A 17,047-nucleotide genomic window follows, 5' to 3' on the forward strand; every position below is an offset into this window, starting at 1 on the left:
TGATTAAATCATCGAGAAAGATAGCAGCAACTTTTATAGAATTAAATATACGATGCGCTATGTGTTTTTCAATCTGGATTTATTTAAAGTAAGAGTGATTCTGTAAATCGCAGAATAGAGAAATGGTAAGTGTCGCAGACCGACCGAGGGCGAAGTCCCGAAGCGAAGCGTTTCCCCCACAGCTATGCGCTGTTGCTGCTTTTAATGATTTGATTTGTCTATTTTACGGATTTCGTTTAGTACTGATTCAGAAATCCAGATTCCTTTTTTTGATGTTCATTAATATGTTTTTCTAAATCTTCAATTATTCCTAATTTTCTCGCTTTTGCTAAAATTCCTAGCGTTCCTGTTATTTTTAAACCAAGACTTTTTGCAATTTTTCTAGCCTTCAAATCATCCAATATAACAAGAGAGTTTTTTTGATTCTAGTGCCAAAGTAATAATGGATGCTTCCCCGCTATCTAAAATTTGTTCAAGAAACTTAACTGAGAATTTTTGGTTAGGATTTTTGATTTTATAAAGTCAGGAATATTTTCTCCGAATTCAGTTTTTACTGTGTCAGTAGTGATCACAGAATTGTATAAACTTTTTAAAATACGAAATTATTGGATTTTTGAAATTTGAGTTATGTGCAGTGCCTTGGGTGATATAAGTTCATAAAAATAGTTATAAAAGACTGTCCTACAAAGATTCTAAAAAAAATTTTGCTACTGTGGCCAATTTATGATTTGGAAAAGTTTTTATTGCAATATCCCATATTGATTTAGCACCTTCAATTTCGCTGGAATTCCAGTATAATCCACCAAGATTAAAATACGGTTCCGGGTAGGTTGGATCTAATTCAATCGAATTTTCATAAGCGGAGATCGCATTAGAAATTTGATTTAGACCAACATAACATACGCCCAAATTAAACCAGCTTAAGGCATCCTGCTGATAAAAATTTGCAGCATCGCTTAAATATTTCAAGGCATCATTATATCTATCTTGGGATAAAAATAGATGCCCTAGACAATAGCCGAATTCAGCCTTGTTTAAAAGAACTGAGTTTTTATAAGCTTCTTCTGCTTTCGTATGATCTTTTAGCGCTTCGTAAAGATGACCAATTCGATCCCATATTAAACCGTCATCCAAATAATTCATTTGCATTGCCTTTTCAAAACTTAACAATGCTAAATCTGTGTTTTTATTGGTATTGTCTGATTCCCGAAGAAACCAACAAATGTATCCGAGTTCTGCGTATGCAGACGGAATATTCGGAAATTTTTGAATAAATTGGGAAAAAAACTCTTTGGCTTTTAAAAGATATTTACTATCGAATCTTCTTATTATTGAGTAAAGTTCAGCGAGTAAAAACCAAGAATATTTTTCAGAACCTGATGACAATAGTGATTTTTCTGCGTAATTAATTGCTGAATCATATTTTTGTAAGTTCTTATATGCCAAACCTATCCAATATAATATAGAAGATTTATAATCTTCTGGAACTTGGGTGATATCAATAGATTCTAATATAGGTAGGGCATTTTCGCTTTCTTCCATTCGTGATATGTATAATACAGAAAGGCTATATTTAGCTTCAATGAGAGTCGGATCAATTTTTAAAGCTTCTTTGTAGTGTAACTCTGCTTGTTTGTAATTATTTAATTTATGGAATTCTCCTCCCATATTTTTCCAGGCGCTTGCATTTTCCCTTTTGAGATCAATTGCCTTTTTGAAGTAATCAATTGCCTCTTCAGATTTTCCTATTGCAGCAAATGCATTTCCGAGATTGTATAAAATAACATGTTGAAATTCGTTGTCGATATTGAGCCGATTCTGAAAGAAATCAATAGCACGAAGTATAAGGGAATTATTTTTGTATTTCCCGTTCATTGCTAAATTTATCACCGAGCAGTAAAAATAGTAATGTATCTGATGATCATTTGGAAAAATGGAAAAAATTTGATCCTCATACTGAAGAATTTGATCATCTTTTCTTTGTGAATAAAGCTCAGTGATCAATTTTAAAGCCGCAAAACTATCGTGCGGTAAATAAACGGTGGCCTCGTTTTGAATTAGATCTACATTAATTTGATGTGCTAATTCTTCTGGTGGTTTGTGGTAGGCTTTGAAGCATTTGATAAATTCATTTATAATACTATTTTCAATCGCTCTTTTCAATTTACTTTCAGAGTCTAAAATTTGGCATTGAAAATGATTTTTGCGTATTTCTTCAATAAATGATTTTTGCCGCTGCTCAATCTGACCGGAATCTATTTGAAAAGCAAAAATAGGCAATTTCCTGAGTAGAGCTGTTTTGTATTCCAAATGCGTTACTGAGATACCTTTATCCGAAATAGAACCGTATCTTCCACCCAATAGCAATATAAATGCGTCAGCTTCACTAATCCATTGTAAACATTCATCTATCGGATTGCTGGGAGAAGATGGCCAATATTCAAAACGTAAACCTTTGAGGTGGAGCTTCTTTATGATATCAAATGCAGCTTTGCGGTATGATTCTAAATCACCGGTACTGCTAATAAAGATGGATAATTTTCTTGTTTGGAAATGATCAGCCATATAGAATGTTAAAACATAATAAAAAAATATTTCACTTTCGAATACTCAAGGCATTTCGTATAACACCATTTAGACTTACAATCTCTTCGTTACTCGAATTGCCTATTTTAGAGAACCTAAATACTTTAGAATGCCCTCTTCTCCTCGCTCTTCGGCAAGGTCCACAAGACTAATTCCACCTACAGTTTTGACTTTGGTCTCTGCACCTGCAGACACGAGTAGTTTGACCAGATCCAAATTGCCTCGATAGACAGCTCGGTAGAGAGCGGTTTCTCCCGTGGTATTGCGTAGGTTGACATTCGCGCCTTTTGTGATCAAAAATTTTGCGATTGGTAGATCTTCTTCATCGACTGCTTTGATGAGTGAGGAATTGCCTAAGGAATCCTTAGCGTTGACGGAAACCCCTTCTGCTAAAAGTTCTTTTATTAATTCTAAGTTCCCCTTTTCTACTGCCTGGAAAAGGCGGAGTTCTCGACTCATAGGAGCTTTTACTACAGTTTCATCTTCGATACAGGAGGAGCTGAATCCAAACATCAGCAAAAAAATGACAAAGGAAGGGATTTGGATTAAAAATCGACTGGATAGAAATTGTAACATCGGTTTTAGTCTAATGGTTTAACTATGAAACGTCGATCCATTTTTCCAACCAGTTTCCAGTTCCTTACTATTTTGGGTGTGAGCCTCTCCTCCTTTGTATCTTGTATCTCCATCATTAGCCCAGGAGAGGTAGGACTTATGTGGCGGCCCTACAGCACTGGCCTCAGCCAAAAACCATTGGAGTCACGGGTACAAACCTATATGCCTTGGAATAGCGTATATGTTTATTCGATCCAATGGATGAGCCACCAAGAGAAAGTGGAAGTACTGACGAGAGATGATTTAACCATTACGGTGAGTGCGGCTATCATCATACGACCGATCCAAAATGAAATTTATGAACTTGAAATGGAAATTGGAAGGGACTATTATGAAAAGGTAGTGAAACCTCAATTTCGTACAGCGATACGAAATATTTTATCAGCATACAATATGGTTTCGATTTCGAAAGAAACACCTAACGTATCTGCTCAGATCAAAAAATCTCTTGCTGAAAAGTTAAAAGACAAACATGTCGAAATTGATGATGTGATTATTGATGACGTCGAATACAGCCCATCAATTCTTAAAGCGATCGAAAGCAAACTTACCAAACAACAAGAACAAGAGCAAATGAAATTCGAAATCAATATCGCCAAACGAGACGCAGAAATCCAACAGATCTCCGCAGAAGGAAAAGCGAAAGCAGCACTGATTGAAGCGGATGCGCAAGCAAAAGCGCAAAGGATGATTTCGGAATCTTTGACACCGAGATACATTCAGTTGAAAGCAGTGGAAAATCCGAATAACAAATTGATATTTGTTCCTAATGGAAAAGATGGATTGCCGATTATCGTGAATGCGGATGGGAAGTAAAAACTTAGAGTCCTCAACATCCGTATTAAAATTTGAGTTTGGGAATTCAGTTCTTTGGGATTCCCAAATTTTTTAGATTTTGATTGAAATCAAGTGGTTCGATTTGTGAACGAAGGTTCCTATCTTTTATGTGCATCCTTAGTGGATTTTTAGGATTAGGCGATTTTGATATAGACCTTGAGAATGCTTTTGTAAGTGGTTTCAGTAATGTAACGATTTCACCATGCCCCCTAACTTCCGATAACTGAAGAGCATTCCAGCCATCCACAGAAAATTCTGTATTCACTTTATGAGAGATGAGTGCTTTTACAGAATCGGTTCGGCCAAAATATGCTGCATATAACAAAGCGGACCAACCTTCATACAATGCGTTTGGATCAGCGCCTTGGTTCAAAAGTGAAATAACTTCTTTTTCATTTCCTTCATAAATGGCAGCGATCATTGGTTTGCCCAGAGTGGGATCTATTTTTACATTTGTAGGCTGTGGCTCGAAAGTTTCATTTGGAGAAACAATATTAGATTCTTTTTTCAATGGTGAAATCAAAACGATTTCTAACTGGTCTGCCAAACCAGTTAAATCATTCACCCAACCAAACCTACCATCGGCCAAATTAAAAAACCGAGCGGCCGATCGAAACGACAAACCTTGACCAGATCCAAAGTTTTGTGGTTTTGTTACGATAGTTCCATCCTTTTGGATCAAACAAGCTTCCAAACTCATTTTATCGATTTTTGGAAACCACTTATCTTTTTCTGTACCTACATCAGTCATCCACATAACAAACAAATGATCTTTTCCAAAAGGAACAATCCTTGGAATCCTTTCTCTTTGTTTGGTGGTATTTGTTAAATAAATAGGTTTAGAAAGAACATCATTACTTTTAATGAGTAAACCAATATCATAAGAGGACTGGTCCAAATTAGAATCAAAAGTGATCCAAGTCGTACCATCCTTTGCATATAAATCACCAGTGGAAATTGGTACATATTGATAGGTTTCACCTGGACCAGCCTTTGGCACAACAATTGGCAATTCCCGTTTTTTAGAAGGAAAACTATCGACAACCAAACCTCTGGGATAAGCATCCCCTACGGTTACCATCACCAATTGTTTTCCATCGTTAACGAACCTGGGTCGAAAACTATGACTCACATTCCAAGTAAATCCTTCTTGTGATTTTCCATCGGGCCTCATCATTCGTTTGCCAGAATGATCAAACAAAGCAAGATATTCACTCTGGTGAGTGACACCATCATCCCATTTCCGATAGGTTGAGAAATAAGTCGCATAACGATCGTCAGCTGTTTTAGCTAAAGTTAAAGTTCCAAAAGTGGTATCGATGCCTTGGTCACCCACCTTTTTGTATTCTTTTGTACCAACAATTTTAGTGCTGAAGTTTAATTTACCAGAAGTGGTGTATTGGTTGATAAAGGCAGAATGGAAATTCCTAGATTCATAGTTTCCTTTTTTTTCCAAATCAAAAGCTGACAATAATACCGTGATTCCACTGGAATCTGCAAGTATATCTTCAATGCGATAACTTTTGAGACTCAGAATTTCTCTTATCATTTTGAATTTTGAATCCAAACTTAAAATTCTACCATTGGAATTTGTATCATTGTACGCGAGAAAGTATTCTCCGGATTCGGTATACACGAGCTTTGGAGCAGGTGTGCCATCGGACATTGCATTTGTATAGGAAATCGATGTAGTGGCAAGGTTAGAATGATCAGAAGGTAGTTTGACTGAAATACGTTCTGTGTTTTTGGCAATTTGATTGATGTTTAAAATGCTATCTGAGTCTGCCGAAAGGAAGGAAGTGAGAGGGAGGAAAAGACAGAAAGAGAGGAATAAAAAATTTCTAAGAAGATTCGTATTCCGAGAAAGAGAACCCATGTTCATACTTTTTTTCATTTCAGAATTTTGTCTGATTGTTTTGGAAAAACAAGAAAGAAATTTCCAAAGAGGGAGATTTGAATCAAAGAAACCCCGCAGTGGCGCGGGGCTTTAGGATTGTTTTAAAGCTTATTTTGAGGAATGGTGGATACTGTTACTTAGCAATTAGTCCACTGCCTCCAACCATCGCCCATAAACGTATTGCGTAGTAGAAGTATTGCCTCAAAAACTGTTGATTCAATTTGTAATAATTATCTTTAGTGAATAGATTTTTATAAAAATAAAACAAATCTCAAAGTTACGTACAGATTACACCTTTCTTACAATTTCGTTTCTTTTGTCAATTTTTTTCAATAAATTTTAATCGTAAAATAACCACCTAGCAGCTGAATGTGTGCGTTATGTCCAATTTATATAAATATTCCGAAGAACATGAGTTATATATTATACATTATTAAATGGTAATACAATTCATGATTTATGTATTTTGGCTTTCCAATAAAGAGGTGAAACATATGACAATTAAGTCTTTCGAAAATAAAATCCGAAGTAGAGTTACAATCGCAATTCTACTATTTACAATGACATTCCTACAATTTTGTTTAGGAATTAAAACCACTCATACCGAAGAGAAGGAAAACTTATCAATGTTAGGACTTTTAATTGGTACTAACGATCAAAATTCAACATTGATTTCACCTGATGGAACGACAGTTACCTCAATGATAAAATCCAATGATGGCGGAACGATCGAACTTGGGAAAGAACTCAGCTTTGTAATTCCTCCAAATTCTCTAGATAAGGATACAGAGATTACGATTGAAAAAACGGGAAAAGCTGATTCCAATAGCCAATTTAAGTTCTTTGGGCAAGGGTATAAGTTTTCTCCACCTGGAACTCAGTTTGCTATGGATAAACCAGCCACTTTAGTCGTTACTTATGATTCATCCAAGATTTCAGAGCAAAATTTAAATCTTAGATCACAACAAATGTTCTACTTCGATGAGGTAAGCAAATCTTATGTGGCTGTTCCAACTTCTATTGATTATGCAAATGGAAGACTTGTAGCCCAAGTGGAACATTTTACGAGTTATGCATTATTCGCAGTTCCTTCTGCAGCTGGAAATAATTCCCCCCTTATTTCTCTTCAAAGTCCGGTTCCAACTCAAATTCACGCAGATGCACCAATTTATATTCGAGCCGATGTTAGAGACATTGATTTGGATGGATCGATTCTTGCGGTCAAGCTGTCCTATAAAAAGTCAACTTCAGCGACCTATACGAATGAAGTTGCAATGCAACCAGAAAACAATATCTCGATATCACCCACAAGTAGGTATGTCTATTTGATTCCGTCAACATTCTATACAAATGCGGACAGACTTGCAGGCACAACTCTCGATATTAAGATCGAGGCTTGGGATAATAAGTCACTTAAATCAGTCTCTCCTATAGTAACCAGTTATATCGTGAATCGTAATTGTTTACCTAATACTTTACGAACCAACCTGACGGGAATACAGAATATAAATGTCGGTTTCCAGAGAAATATTATTCTCTCTTGTAGAAATGAAGATACTAATTCCTACCTTACAGGACAGTATATTGTTCCAGAAGTTGTTAATGCGATTAATAATGTAGGGAAGTTGGATAAACCAGGTAGTACAGGGACTCTCTTTACTGCTACTAAAAGTGACTATGTTAGTTCAGGAAAAGTAGAATTAAGGCTGTTATCTTCAGTTTCAAATTCGGTCACACAAGACTTTACAATTCTTCCAGGAAATGTTCAAACGCTTACTTTTTATGAAACTGATGCATTTGGAAATAAAATCGCATCTCTTTCTAAAACGAATGAACCTCAAACCATTTCCATAAAAGAAGGAAATGTGAAATATTTCGCTCTTGAAGGACATGATGGTTATGGAAATATCGTAACCTACTTTCCTTGGTTGAATGCAGATTGGAGTGTTCCTACCAACGGAGACCTCGGAACCTTAGATCGAGATACGCCCACAAGTTTAATTGTAAATCTTTATACACTCGATGCAAAAGTTGGATTTTCCAATCTAGTAGCGAGCATTGCAGAAGGAGCCATCCAATTGACTCAGACGATTCAAATTCTTGCCAGAGAAGTAATTGATATAAGATCTAATTTCAATGATGCAAGTTATCCTGGGGCGACATCATTTTTTTCATCTGCAGCAAACATAACTTCAAATGGTGATACGGCCTATGCGGTTTTCAATCATTTTCAAAGTGAATCTAGTGCATTTAATAATAAAGAACAATTAAGCACTTATAAAATTAGCCAATCTTCCGGTGTGTCAACTTTGCCGCCAATTGTATCCTTTACAGGTCACTGGCAATTACAATCTGTTCAGCATCTCTCAATGACTATGGCTGGTCCGGCTCCGTATGTTTTATATAGTACTGCACCAACATATAATGGTGATGCTTCATTTGCCAATGGAGATATCAAGCTCTATGCGAAAAAATATGACTCGAGTTCTAATACCTGGTTACCTATAGGCTCAGTCATAAACTCTGAATTAAATGGATTAAATTTTAGCTATTCGATTGGTATGAATGGAACAGATCCTTGGGTCGCTTATACATCGTATCGCACGAATGGGACAGAACTCCCTAGCTCAGATTTCTTTATCATAGTCAAAAGATTTAATGGCACAAATTGGATACCTGTTGGTTCCAGTTTAACAAATAATCTTCCATCGAAGGTAATCATTCAATTTGACGGATCAACACCCTACGTTGCTTACAATGAAATTGATTCATCAAGTAAAGTTAAACTTTATGTGAAAAAATGGAATGGAGTTTCATGGATTGCAGTTGGTGGAGAATTAAATTTAGCTCCGACTATGAATGCTACCTTACATGATTTTAAGATATTAGGCGGAAAGCTATATTTGTCATTTGATTCAGATCTTAAACTAAATGTGAAAACTTTTGATGGTATTAATTGGGTATCTAAAGGAATAACAAATCTTAATTTTTCAGCAAGTTCTCAGGTTTATCGTTCGACTATTCAAATTAATCCTAAAGGTACGATTTACATAGGTTGGTCGGAATACCCAACAGGTTCCAGTTCAGCCATTAAGTATTTAGGTCATTTTGTAGGTCCAAATTTAAAATTAGATTTTTCGGATAATCTAATAAATGGTTATGTATTTGATTTCGCATTCATTGGAACTAATCCTTATATTGCCCAAACTAATGGTCAAAGAAGTTGGATACGAAAATACGAATGATGTTAATTTTTTGCATCAAAGTAAAAAGATATACTCTATAGGAAGGACTAAAGTTGGAAGGCTAAGTTTAAAAAACTAGCCTTCCGTTATCTCGGTTTGCCAAAGATTCAAAATAATTGTAATTAAATAATTCCAGCAATGGTTTGAATTCCATTTTCTTGGAGGATGATTCTTTATCAGTCCTCCATTGTTCTTACTTCTTCATTCAAATGATGATAATCTAAATTTTAGAAAAACTTATATGTCGCGGCTACTGTAAAGGTTACACCCATTCGATAAGAATAGAACAATAAGTCTTCACCTGTAAGCTCACTTCTTTGATAGACCTTAAACCTAGTATCAAAAATATTCTTAGCTGCGGCTTTGAAATCCAAACGATCATCATGCTTGTAAGTATAAACAATATCTGTTATACCTACTCCTCGTTCAATTGCATCTGGGTTTCCGCTGGTTCCGACGGCATAGATACGATCCCCGAAGAAATTATAATAGGCGCCGATTGTTTGATTCTTTTTTGAAGTCAAGAAATAATCAAATTTAATATTGAATACATAATCTGATTGGCCTTGCAGTGATCTTGAAAGATTAGTGGGATCATAAAGTGCAACTCTACTCAGTTTATCAACAAATCCTGCCCTAACGAGAGCTAAATCCTCCCAGGGAATTACTTGAACATGAGATTTTATAAAAAACACATTCGTCTCTACTCGGAACTTGTCTAAAAACTCTTTTCGATAATCAAATTCTATACCGCGAATCGTTGCTTCTTTTGCGTTTGTATATGAAAAATCAAAACTAATCCCTCCTGCTTGAGGAAGACCAACCATTTCTATTGGATTTGACATGTGTTTGTAAAATGCACCTATTCCAAAATAATCAGAATTAGTAATATAATATTCATATCTAGCATCATAATTATGAATGTACGTTCTTCTTAGGTTTGGATTTCCAAAAATACGATCTGCTCCAAAATAAGGAGTAAATCCAAATGGAGATAATTCTCTTAAATCAGGTCTCGTTAAGGTTTGAGTATAACCGAATCGAAGATTCATATCTTTATGCATTTCCCAAACCATATTGACAGAAGGAAGTCGATCTTGATTTCGGAGAACACCTATTCCGTTATTGTCTTGGCTACAAATATTATTTCGAACAAGAGCAACTCTTACGTTTTCATCTTGAATATCGCATCCATAATCTACATTTCGTAAGGATGATGTATCCCGAGTCCGAAATGTTTTTACCTTTTGAAATGAATCCTCAAATCTGACTCCACCAATAAACCTAAGTTTTGGAATGAGAGGCATATCCACCTGTGCAAATTGAGCATGAAGCTTTTGTTCAGCATCATATGCATTTGGTTCAATTTGCCGTTCAGAAAAAGTTTTGTTAGCGACTCCTGAAGAATTTCGTATGTATTCAGTTGGATTATAAACAATTTCGCCTGGTACTGGCCAATAGTCTGTTGTTCGCGTTCCAACGTTTGACTTATTGCCAAATTCTCTGAATGAAAAACTTTTAAAACGATCTAATGCCATCCCACCGACTTTTAATTCAGATTTCAGCCCATTCCACTGTTCAAAGGGGATTGAATATTTTAAATTCGCCTGCCTAACTGTATCTTCCGAATTCGAAAAAAATCTAGTTCCATCAGGATTATTTCCTAGCTTGAAATAAGGATCAGTCAAGTTTGCCGGTAAAGGCCTACGCCAAACTTGTTGGGTTAAATTTGGCTCATCCCTTGTAGCAAGTGAGTAAGCTAAGTTCCATTCTAATTTATGAGGTCTGGCCATACTTCCAAACTGCAGAGCATGATCACCTCCCAAAACAGTATTAAATAAGCCCCTGGATGTGACGACACCCGTTTGAGAAATAAACTCGAAATTATCTATGAAATTTTTTCCAAACGAATCTCTAACCAATGTATCAGAAGCTACTGTGTAGAGATTTTTTAAATAAATCTGTTGGCCTTTCATCATCTCGTAACTTATATTCAAGTTTGTTGCAAAATTTGTGTCCTTGTTATATATTTTGGAATCTTGAGTTTGAATCGGAAAAAGATAGTTTGCTTCCTTTAAATTAAAATCACTTGCATTATTTCTAATGTATCTTGCAGTTTTTTCGTCCCTGAATCTAAACTCTTCACTTCGCATAACACCAAAAAGTACGCCTAACCTCTGGCCTGACTCAGTAAGTTTGAACGTATTTCCAACGGAAAAGTTAATATTTTTATCATAACCTGCTTTTCCAGTATCAGGAGTCCATTGTTGGTTAAAAGACAATGCAGATAAATTAACAAAATCTGGTGGTAATCCGCCGAAACGGTTCCCAGGCTCAAGAGGCATCGCTGCCGGTAAGGAATTGACAATACCAGGTAGCTGATAAGCTGAATTGGGTCTTCCGAAATAATCTACCGCATCAAAAGTCTTAAACTCTTTACCTGTGGTATTCATATTTCTTCCAATTCCTAAACCAACATTCATTTGAAATTTGTCTGGATATTCTTGAGTTTCAATTTTAACCAATCCTCCTGAAAATTCAGCAGGATCTTCAGGAACGAATGTTTTCAACACCCGGATATTTTTTATCATTGTCGAAGGAAATATATCAAGTGGAACAACTCGCTTATCTGCTTCCGTTGAAGGAATCAACACTTCGTTCAAAACTGTATTTGAGTATCTTTCTCCAAGTCCACGAACAAAAACATACTTTCCGCCAATGAGGGTAATACCAGTTACCCGCCTAACTACATCGCCAGCATTTGAATCTGGACTTTTTTTAATGGCTTCTTGGGATATACCGTCTGAAACGGCAGCAGATTTTCTCTGGAGTGCCAATAATGCTGATTCAGTATTATTGATCGAACGATCCTTTACCTCAACTGTCTCTAAAGTTTGAGCACCGAAAGTAACATTGATGGATTGATTTTTGCCCGAAATGATAGAAACAGTTCGTTTTTGTGGACCGTAACCATACATCTGGAACTCTACATCGTAAGAACCCGGGGGAAGTGCTAAAGAGTATTTTCCATCAAAATCAGTTTTCGCAAACTTTTTCTCTGAACGAACTACAATCGTGGCACCAAAAACGGCCTCACCATTTTCAGAATCGATAATGACTCCGCTAATCGAGCCTGTTGCCTGGGCAAACAATGATGAAGTAATTATAACTAAACCCAGAAATAATGTGATTAAATGTTTCATAAATGAATCTCTGAGGAGAGAATTATTTACAAGCGTTTAAGGTAAATGGAAACACCATTCAATTGCATGACATGCAGTTTAAATTTATGTTACAAAATTGTAACAATCTAGGGGGATAAAATTGCCACTTTAAAAATGCCATTAAACTCAAGTACGCTTTTGATTTCAGTAATTTCAATTTCTTCACCTTTTGATTTCAGTGAAATGAGACCAATTTTATGAAAATTTGCTTTACCATATGGTTTTACACTTTTTACAAAAATTTTTATATTTTTTAATTCTGCTTTTTCGAAACTGAAATTTGAAAGTTTTTCAATAGCAAGATTTTCCAGTGACTTAATTAATTTATCATAATCTTCCAATGGAGTTACGTCCAAAGAAGTGCCACTTCCGTAGATATTTGGATAAAGTATAAAATCCCGTTCTTTTTGACTCAGAATTGATTTAAGATTGGTTTGGTTATGTTTCTTAATACATACTTCATCTAGAAATGTTGAAACTGCAATTTCTACCGATGGGTAACCCGAAAGCTTTTCGTTAGATGATTTTCGAAGTTCAAGAATCTTTTTAGTTTCTGCTAACCGAGGGTTGTTTTCAGCAGACACAGGCTCCGGTAATTTTGCAGTTTCCTTTTTACATTGTGAAGTGATTAACAATCCAAGCAAAATAATTAAAATTAGTTTCTGTTTCATAAATAAAAAGGCTCTGGTAAATCACCAGAGCCTCAAGTGAAATTTTTTATCTGGTATTACTATTTACTACGGTAAACAGTCCAACCATCCCACCATTTACCTTCTGCAACCGAACCTCCACCAAGAGAACCATCACCAAAAGATGTAGTAAAGTCCGGCTTAGCACCATTTCCGCATTCTGGAATACTACCAAGTGAAACTACAGGAACTGAAGTAAGTTCGGTATTATTTGTCATAACCGCTCCACAAGTAAGGTCAGCCGTTATGCCAACTTGTCCCTTTATATCTGTCCAGGAAGTAGGGATAGATGAAGCAAGACAAGTGAAGTTTTGAGCTGGATAACCATAGACTAGGCCTTTTGAAAAAATTCCATTATGTCTATCACGAACCATCACCCCAATACTTCCTACAATACTCTGACCAATAGAAGTGAAATTGGAGATTGTTGGATTAGATGGAGTTCCTACGTTTCCTGCAGCTGCATTTCCATCAAGTTCAAACCCTCGTGGATCAGATGAAATAGTTCCACCACAAGAAGTTGGATATTTTGCTCCAATGATATGAGTAAGAGAACCTTGGAATCCTTCATCCACATCAAAGTCGTCATCCTGCCCACCAGTCACAAGAAGATGGGAGCCATTTACGTCTCCACCCCACCACTCAAATCCATCATCCAATGGTCTATGAATTTGGACGTAGTTATAGTTACTTTCTTGCGTTACTGTATAACTAGATACTCCATTCAATTCATTTCCAGGAGCTACCTCATTTCCAGCAAATTCTATCACAACATATTTAAGCTTTGCGACACTGTTAACACCACCTGGATAAGGCCTTGGGGTTGTTCCTTCGGAGTTCTTTGTATTTACTCCCGCAGCACCGAATGCTTTTAAGGTACTATTTCCAATCACTACAATGCCACCCCAATCACCAGGTGCTCTTGAACCAACAGACGAAGCAGAGGTGAAACAGATTGGCTGAGCCGCTGTACCTTCTGCTGTGAGTGTTCCACCTTCGTAAACGAAAAGGGAAGATCCTCGTTCTCCATAAATCACAGACTTTGGTAGAACTGTAATCGAACCACCATTCGTTACGTTGACTGTGCCTCTTAAAAAAGCAGAACCACTTACTATAACAGCAGTGGAAATTGTTCCTTCAAGCACTTGAGTAGGAGTGGGAACACCGACACCATCGCAAAGATCAGAACCAGCAATCCCTTGGTTAGAAAACAGCAAAGCTGCAAGAAGAAGATTATTATCCTCTTTTTCTTCCACACAATTCACCGTAGCAAGGCCCATCACAGTGATGAGAGCCAAGACCAGGCTTTTATTGATAAATTTTTTCATTTTAATTCCTCTTCGAATAAATCGAATTTGTTGGCTAGCGGGTCTTCCCGAAAGGGACTTGGAAAAATTCTCCCTCTAGCTACAGGAAACTATGTTCTTTATATGTTACAGAGGGATGACAAGCTGGTGAAGGTTTTATTAAGGTTTGGTTAAAGTGCTATTTCTGAAGTCTTTCTAAAATTTTTACAAGGTTGCTTTTGATCCGGCGAATTTGGTCAGAAGTCAGTTGTAGTGCGCCATTTTCCGCTTTATCGATGACAAGCTCTGCTTTGGTAACAAAGGCAATGGCTTCTTCATCAATGGCCTCTTTACGTTTTTGTTTTTCTCGGTAGGCGTCCAAGGCTTTTTGTACATCCAAAAGTTCTTTAGAAATCCCGCCGATAGCGATATTGAGTTCAACTATATTTTCATCCATTGTTGATTGTTCTTAGATGCTATTTGTAAACTTTAATGCTCTTTTTGTTATTGGTACAAAACATCTATAAATTTCTTTTTTGCGTCCAAATGTTCTTTGAAGGTCGCAGAAAAATAATGAGATCCATCTGGTTTTAAAAGGAAAAATAATTTATCTGATTTCATTGGCTTAAAAGAGGCCTCTAATGCTGGTAAGCCGGGGTTAGAAATGGGTCCCGGGGGCCATCCACCATTGATATAAGTATTGTATGGAGATACAATTTTTAGATCCGATTCAAATAACCTTTTTTTAGGTTTATCGAATAAATACTGGATGGTAGCACAAGATTCCAAATTGATACTTTTTTCAATGCGAGTGAGAAACACTCCCGCCATCATCGGCCTTTCTTCTTTTCTTACAGCTTCCCTTTCTACAATCGACGCCAGAACCACACGAAAATGGAGGTCTGCCGGTTTGATATCTTTTGCTTCCGGAATCGATTCTAATTTTTTATAGAATCGTTTGATCATCATCTCTGTGATTCTTTCTAAAGGATAATTTAAAGGAACCGAATACGTTTCTGGAAATAAATAACCTTCTAATGTTTTTGCCGGGATATTGTACTTCGTGAGTAATGCCTGACTTTGGGCCACTTTCAAAAATTCTTCTCGTGAAATGGCGAGTTTTTTTGAAACCAACAAATCACCAATCTGACGATTGTTATATCCCTCTGGTACAGTGAAGTTTACAAGTTTTACTTTTCCTGAGATAATGACGTCTAAAATTTTACGGGAACTCATACCATCATTAATATCATAGACACCTTGTTTGATTTTGTTTCCCGCTCTTGTAAACTTCATCAAATAATTGAAGTATACGGAGGATTTAATCATTCCTGCAGCAGCTAACTCGCGCACTACACTCGAAGATGGTTCTCCTGAATCGATGATGAGTTCGTATTTATTTTGACCATCACCAACGGCCCCCCCTTTGATTTCATCTATCACGAAAAAACCAATCAAAGCCAAAACCAGTAGTAAGGAAACACCAAGTCCTGATAGAATCAGGTATTTTTTAAGTTTCGAGTTCATTCCATCCCCATTCTCTTGTTATATCGACAATTACCAAATCTTTTTTAGGGCCTTACGACCGGTTCCATTTCTAAATGAACGGAAAATTTTTCAAATACACTCTTTTTGACCGATTCTGCCATTTCCAAAAGTGCGGAAGTTGTTCCGGCTATATTGATTAGACCCAAACAATGGTTCTCTGAGATCCCCACTCCCCCTGGATATTTCCTTCCTTTTTGAATACCGGAGTTTTCTATCAACCATGCGGCAGAAAGTTTTTTAAATCCCAGAGATTCTGGATACACCGGTGGATTTCCAAATCCAAGTTTTTTTGCGGTTTCCAAGAAATGATCTGTTTCCCCATCGGATAGAATGGGGTTGGTAAAAAATGAACCCGCAGAACGTGTGTTTGGATCATTTTCATCTAACACCATTGATTTTTTCTTTCTCAGTTGAATGACTAAATTCCTAACTGCTTCCATCCGAAATATTCTTAGCTCAGAGTCAGGTATCTCTTGTGACGATTCTTTTGAATTATGATTTTCCCAGGCTTTTTGCACTTCAGGGTATCGTAAACAAGGGGGAAGTAATTTAGATAATTGGAATGTAACTGATAGGACTATATAATCTTTATAGATTCCAGATTTAAACTCACTATTTCGATAGCGAAATTTACAATCCTTATTGGATATGATTATGATATCTCCAGATGGATCCATACATTCTACTTTTAAAATAGAATCTTTGGCTTCTTGACCGTAAGCTCCAATGTTTTGAATGGGAGATGCACCGACAGAACCGGGAATTCCGGAAAGACACTCTACTCCAGCTAATCCTTGTTTTACTGTATACTCAACAAAATGATCCCAGGAAACACCCGCTCCTACTTGAAAAATTGTATGGCTATCATTCGCATCTAAACATCGAATGCCGGGGATTTGCATTTGAAGGACAACTCCAGGGAAACCAGAATCCCGAAATATTGTGTTGGAACCTCCCCCTAAAATAAAAAGAGGCTGGTTTTCCTTTTTACAAAATTCTAAGGCATGGCTTAAGTCTTCAGCTGTCTTAATCGAAATGAAGAATTTTGCCGCACCACCCAATTGGAATGTTGTGAATGGAGCCAAGGGAATATCGTTCTGAACCAACATAGTTCCAATAA

At 36.6% G+C, this 17,047-nt stretch carries 12 protein-coding genes; 2 read left to right on the forward strand and 10 right to left on the reverse strand.

The genetic code is table 11. The annotated features are described in order from the left end of the window. Nucleotides 1–236: 236 nt before the first annotated feature. From JWG40_RS19945 to JWG40_RS13795, 3 genes are all read right to left on the reverse strand, one after another. Nucleotides 237–392: a PIN domain-containing protein gene (locus JWG40_RS19945; protein WP_232369376.1), complete on the reverse strand. Its 156-nt coding sequence runs from the start codon at nt 390–392 to the stop codon at nt 237–239. A gap of 289 nt (nt 393–681) precedes the next feature. After that, nucleotides 682–2,565, reverse strand: a complete 1,884-nt coding sequence (locus JWG40_RS13790) for a tetratricopeptide repeat protein (RefSeq protein ID WP_205286372.1) — start codon at nt 2,563–2,565, stop codon at nt 682–684. A gap of 102 nt (nt 2,566–2,667) precedes the next feature. Beyond that, on the reverse strand, nt 2,668–3,162 hold the full coding sequence (locus JWG40_RS13795) for an ankyrin repeat domain-containing protein (RefSeq protein ID WP_232369377.1): 495 nt from the start codon (nt 3,160–3,162) through the stop codon (nt 2,668–2,670). A gap of 24 nt (nt 3,163–3,186) precedes the next feature. On the opposite strand from JWG40_RS13795, the gene JWG40_RS13800 reads away from it, so the two are divergent. Continuing rightward, entirely contained in the window at nt 3,187–4,017 is an 831-nt protein-coding gene (locus JWG40_RS13800; protein ID WP_205286373.1) for a prohibitin family protein, read from the forward strand. A gap of 46 nt (nt 4,018–4,063) precedes the next feature. Here the strand turns inward: JWG40_RS13800 and JWG40_RS13805 are convergent, their stop codons facing one another. Continuing rightward, nucleotides 4,064–5,920, reverse strand: coding sequence for an ankyrin repeat domain-containing protein (locus tag JWG40_RS13805; protein WP_232369378.1), 1,857 nt, complete (start codon nt 5,918–5,920; stop codon nt 4,064–4,066). A 509-nt stretch (nt 5,921–6,429) separates the two neighbouring features. Here JWG40_RS13805 and JWG40_RS13810 point away from each other — a divergent pair. After that, nucleotides 6,430–9,180, forward strand: a complete 2,751-nt coding sequence (locus tag JWG40_RS13810; protein ID WP_205286375.1) for a hypothetical protein — start codon at nt 6,430–6,432, stop codon at nt 9,178–9,180. 227 nt (nt 9,181–9,407) lie between these two features. On the opposite strand, the gene JWG40_RS13815 is transcribed toward JWG40_RS13810, so the two are convergent. The 6 genes from JWG40_RS13815 to JWG40_RS13840 form a co-directional block, all read right to left on the reverse strand. Continuing rightward, on the reverse strand, nt 9,408–12,383 hold the full coding sequence (locus JWG40_RS13815) for a TonB-dependent receptor (protein WP_205286376.1): 2,976 nt from the start codon (nt 12,381–12,383) through the stop codon (nt 9,408–9,410). A 107-nt stretch (nt 12,384–12,490) separates the two neighbouring features. After that, nucleotides 12,491–13,075: a hypothetical protein gene (locus JWG40_RS13820; protein ID WP_205286377.1), complete on the reverse strand. Its 585-nt coding sequence runs from the start codon at nt 13,073–13,075 to the stop codon at nt 12,491–12,493. A 59-nt stretch (nt 13,076–13,134) separates the two neighbouring features. Further along, on the reverse strand, nt 13,135–14,421 hold the full coding sequence (locus tag JWG40_RS13825; protein WP_205286378.1) for a hypothetical protein: 1,287 nt from the start codon (nt 14,419–14,421) through the stop codon (nt 13,135–13,137). Between the two features lie 157 nt (nt 14,422–14,578). After that, nucleotides 14,579–14,836 (reverse strand): hypothetical protein, encoded by a 258-nt coding sequence (locus JWG40_RS13830; protein WP_205286379.1) that lies wholly within the window; start codon nt 14,834–14,836, stop codon nt 14,579–14,581. 47 nt (nt 14,837–14,883) lie between these two features. Continuing rightward, nucleotides 14,884–15,906: an endolytic transglycosylase MltG gene (mltG, locus tag JWG40_RS13835; RefSeq protein WP_205286380.1), complete on the reverse strand. Its 1,023-nt coding sequence runs from the start codon at nt 15,904–15,906 to the stop codon at nt 14,884–14,886. A 44-nt stretch (nt 15,907–15,950) separates the two neighbouring features. Then, nucleotides 15,951–17,036 carry a UDP-N-acetylmuramate dehydrogenase gene (locus JWG40_RS13840; RefSeq protein WP_205286381.1) on the reverse strand — a complete coding sequence of 362 codons (1,086 nt, stop codon included), beginning with the start codon at nt 17,034–17,036 and terminating at the stop codon, nt 15,951–15,953. Nucleotides 17,037–17,047: the final 11 nt, after the last annotated feature.

The organism is Leptospira abararensis, assembly GCF_016918735.1.
Taxonomy (GTDB): domain Bacteria; phylum Spirochaetota; class Leptospiria; order Leptospirales; family Leptospiraceae; genus Leptospira_A; species Leptospira_A abararensis.

Excerpts from the sequence above, each read along its gene's own strand:
- JWG40_RS13790 (WP_205286372.1), bottom strand. The coding sequence starts at position 2,565 with ATGGCTGATCATTTCCAAACAAGAAAATTATCCATCTTTATTAGCAGT.
- JWG40_RS13795 (WP_232369377.1), bottom strand. The coding sequence starts at position 3,162 with ATGTTACAATTTCTATCCAGTCGATTTTTAATCCAAATCCCTTCCTTT.
- JWG40_RS13800 (WP_205286373.1), top strand. The coding sequence starts at position 3,187 with ATGAAACGTCGATCCATTTTTCCAACCAGTTTCCAGTTCCTTACTATT.
- JWG40_RS13805 (WP_232369378.1), bottom strand. The coding sequence starts at position 5,920 with ATGAACATGGGTTCTCTTTCTCGGAATACGAATCTTCTTAGAAATTTT.
- JWG40_RS13810 (WP_205286375.1), top strand. The coding sequence starts at position 6,430 with ATGACAATTAAGTCTTTCGAAAATAAAATCCGAAGTAGAGTTACAATC.
- JWG40_RS13815 (WP_205286376.1), bottom strand. The coding sequence starts at position 12,383 with ATGAAACATTTAATCACATTATTTCTGGGTTTAGTTATAATTACTTCA.
- JWG40_RS13820 (WP_205286377.1), bottom strand. The coding sequence starts at position 13,075 with ATGAAACAGAAACTAATTTTAATTATTTTGCTTGGATTGTTAATCACT.
- JWG40_RS13825 (WP_205286378.1), bottom strand. The coding sequence starts at position 14,421 with ATGAAAAAATTTATCAATAAAAGCCTGGTCTTGGCTCTCATCACTGTG.
- JWG40_RS13830 (WP_205286379.1), bottom strand. The coding sequence starts at position 14,836 with ATGGATGAAAATATAGTTGAACTCAATATCGCTATCGGCGGGATTTCT.
- mltG (WP_205286380.1), bottom strand. The coding sequence starts at position 15,906 with ATGAACTCGAAACTTAAAAAATACCTGATTCTATCAGGACTTGGTGTT.
- JWG40_RS13840 (WP_205286381.1), bottom strand. The coding sequence starts at position 17,036 with ATGTTGGTTCAGAACGATATTCCCTTGGCTCCATTCACAACATTCCAA.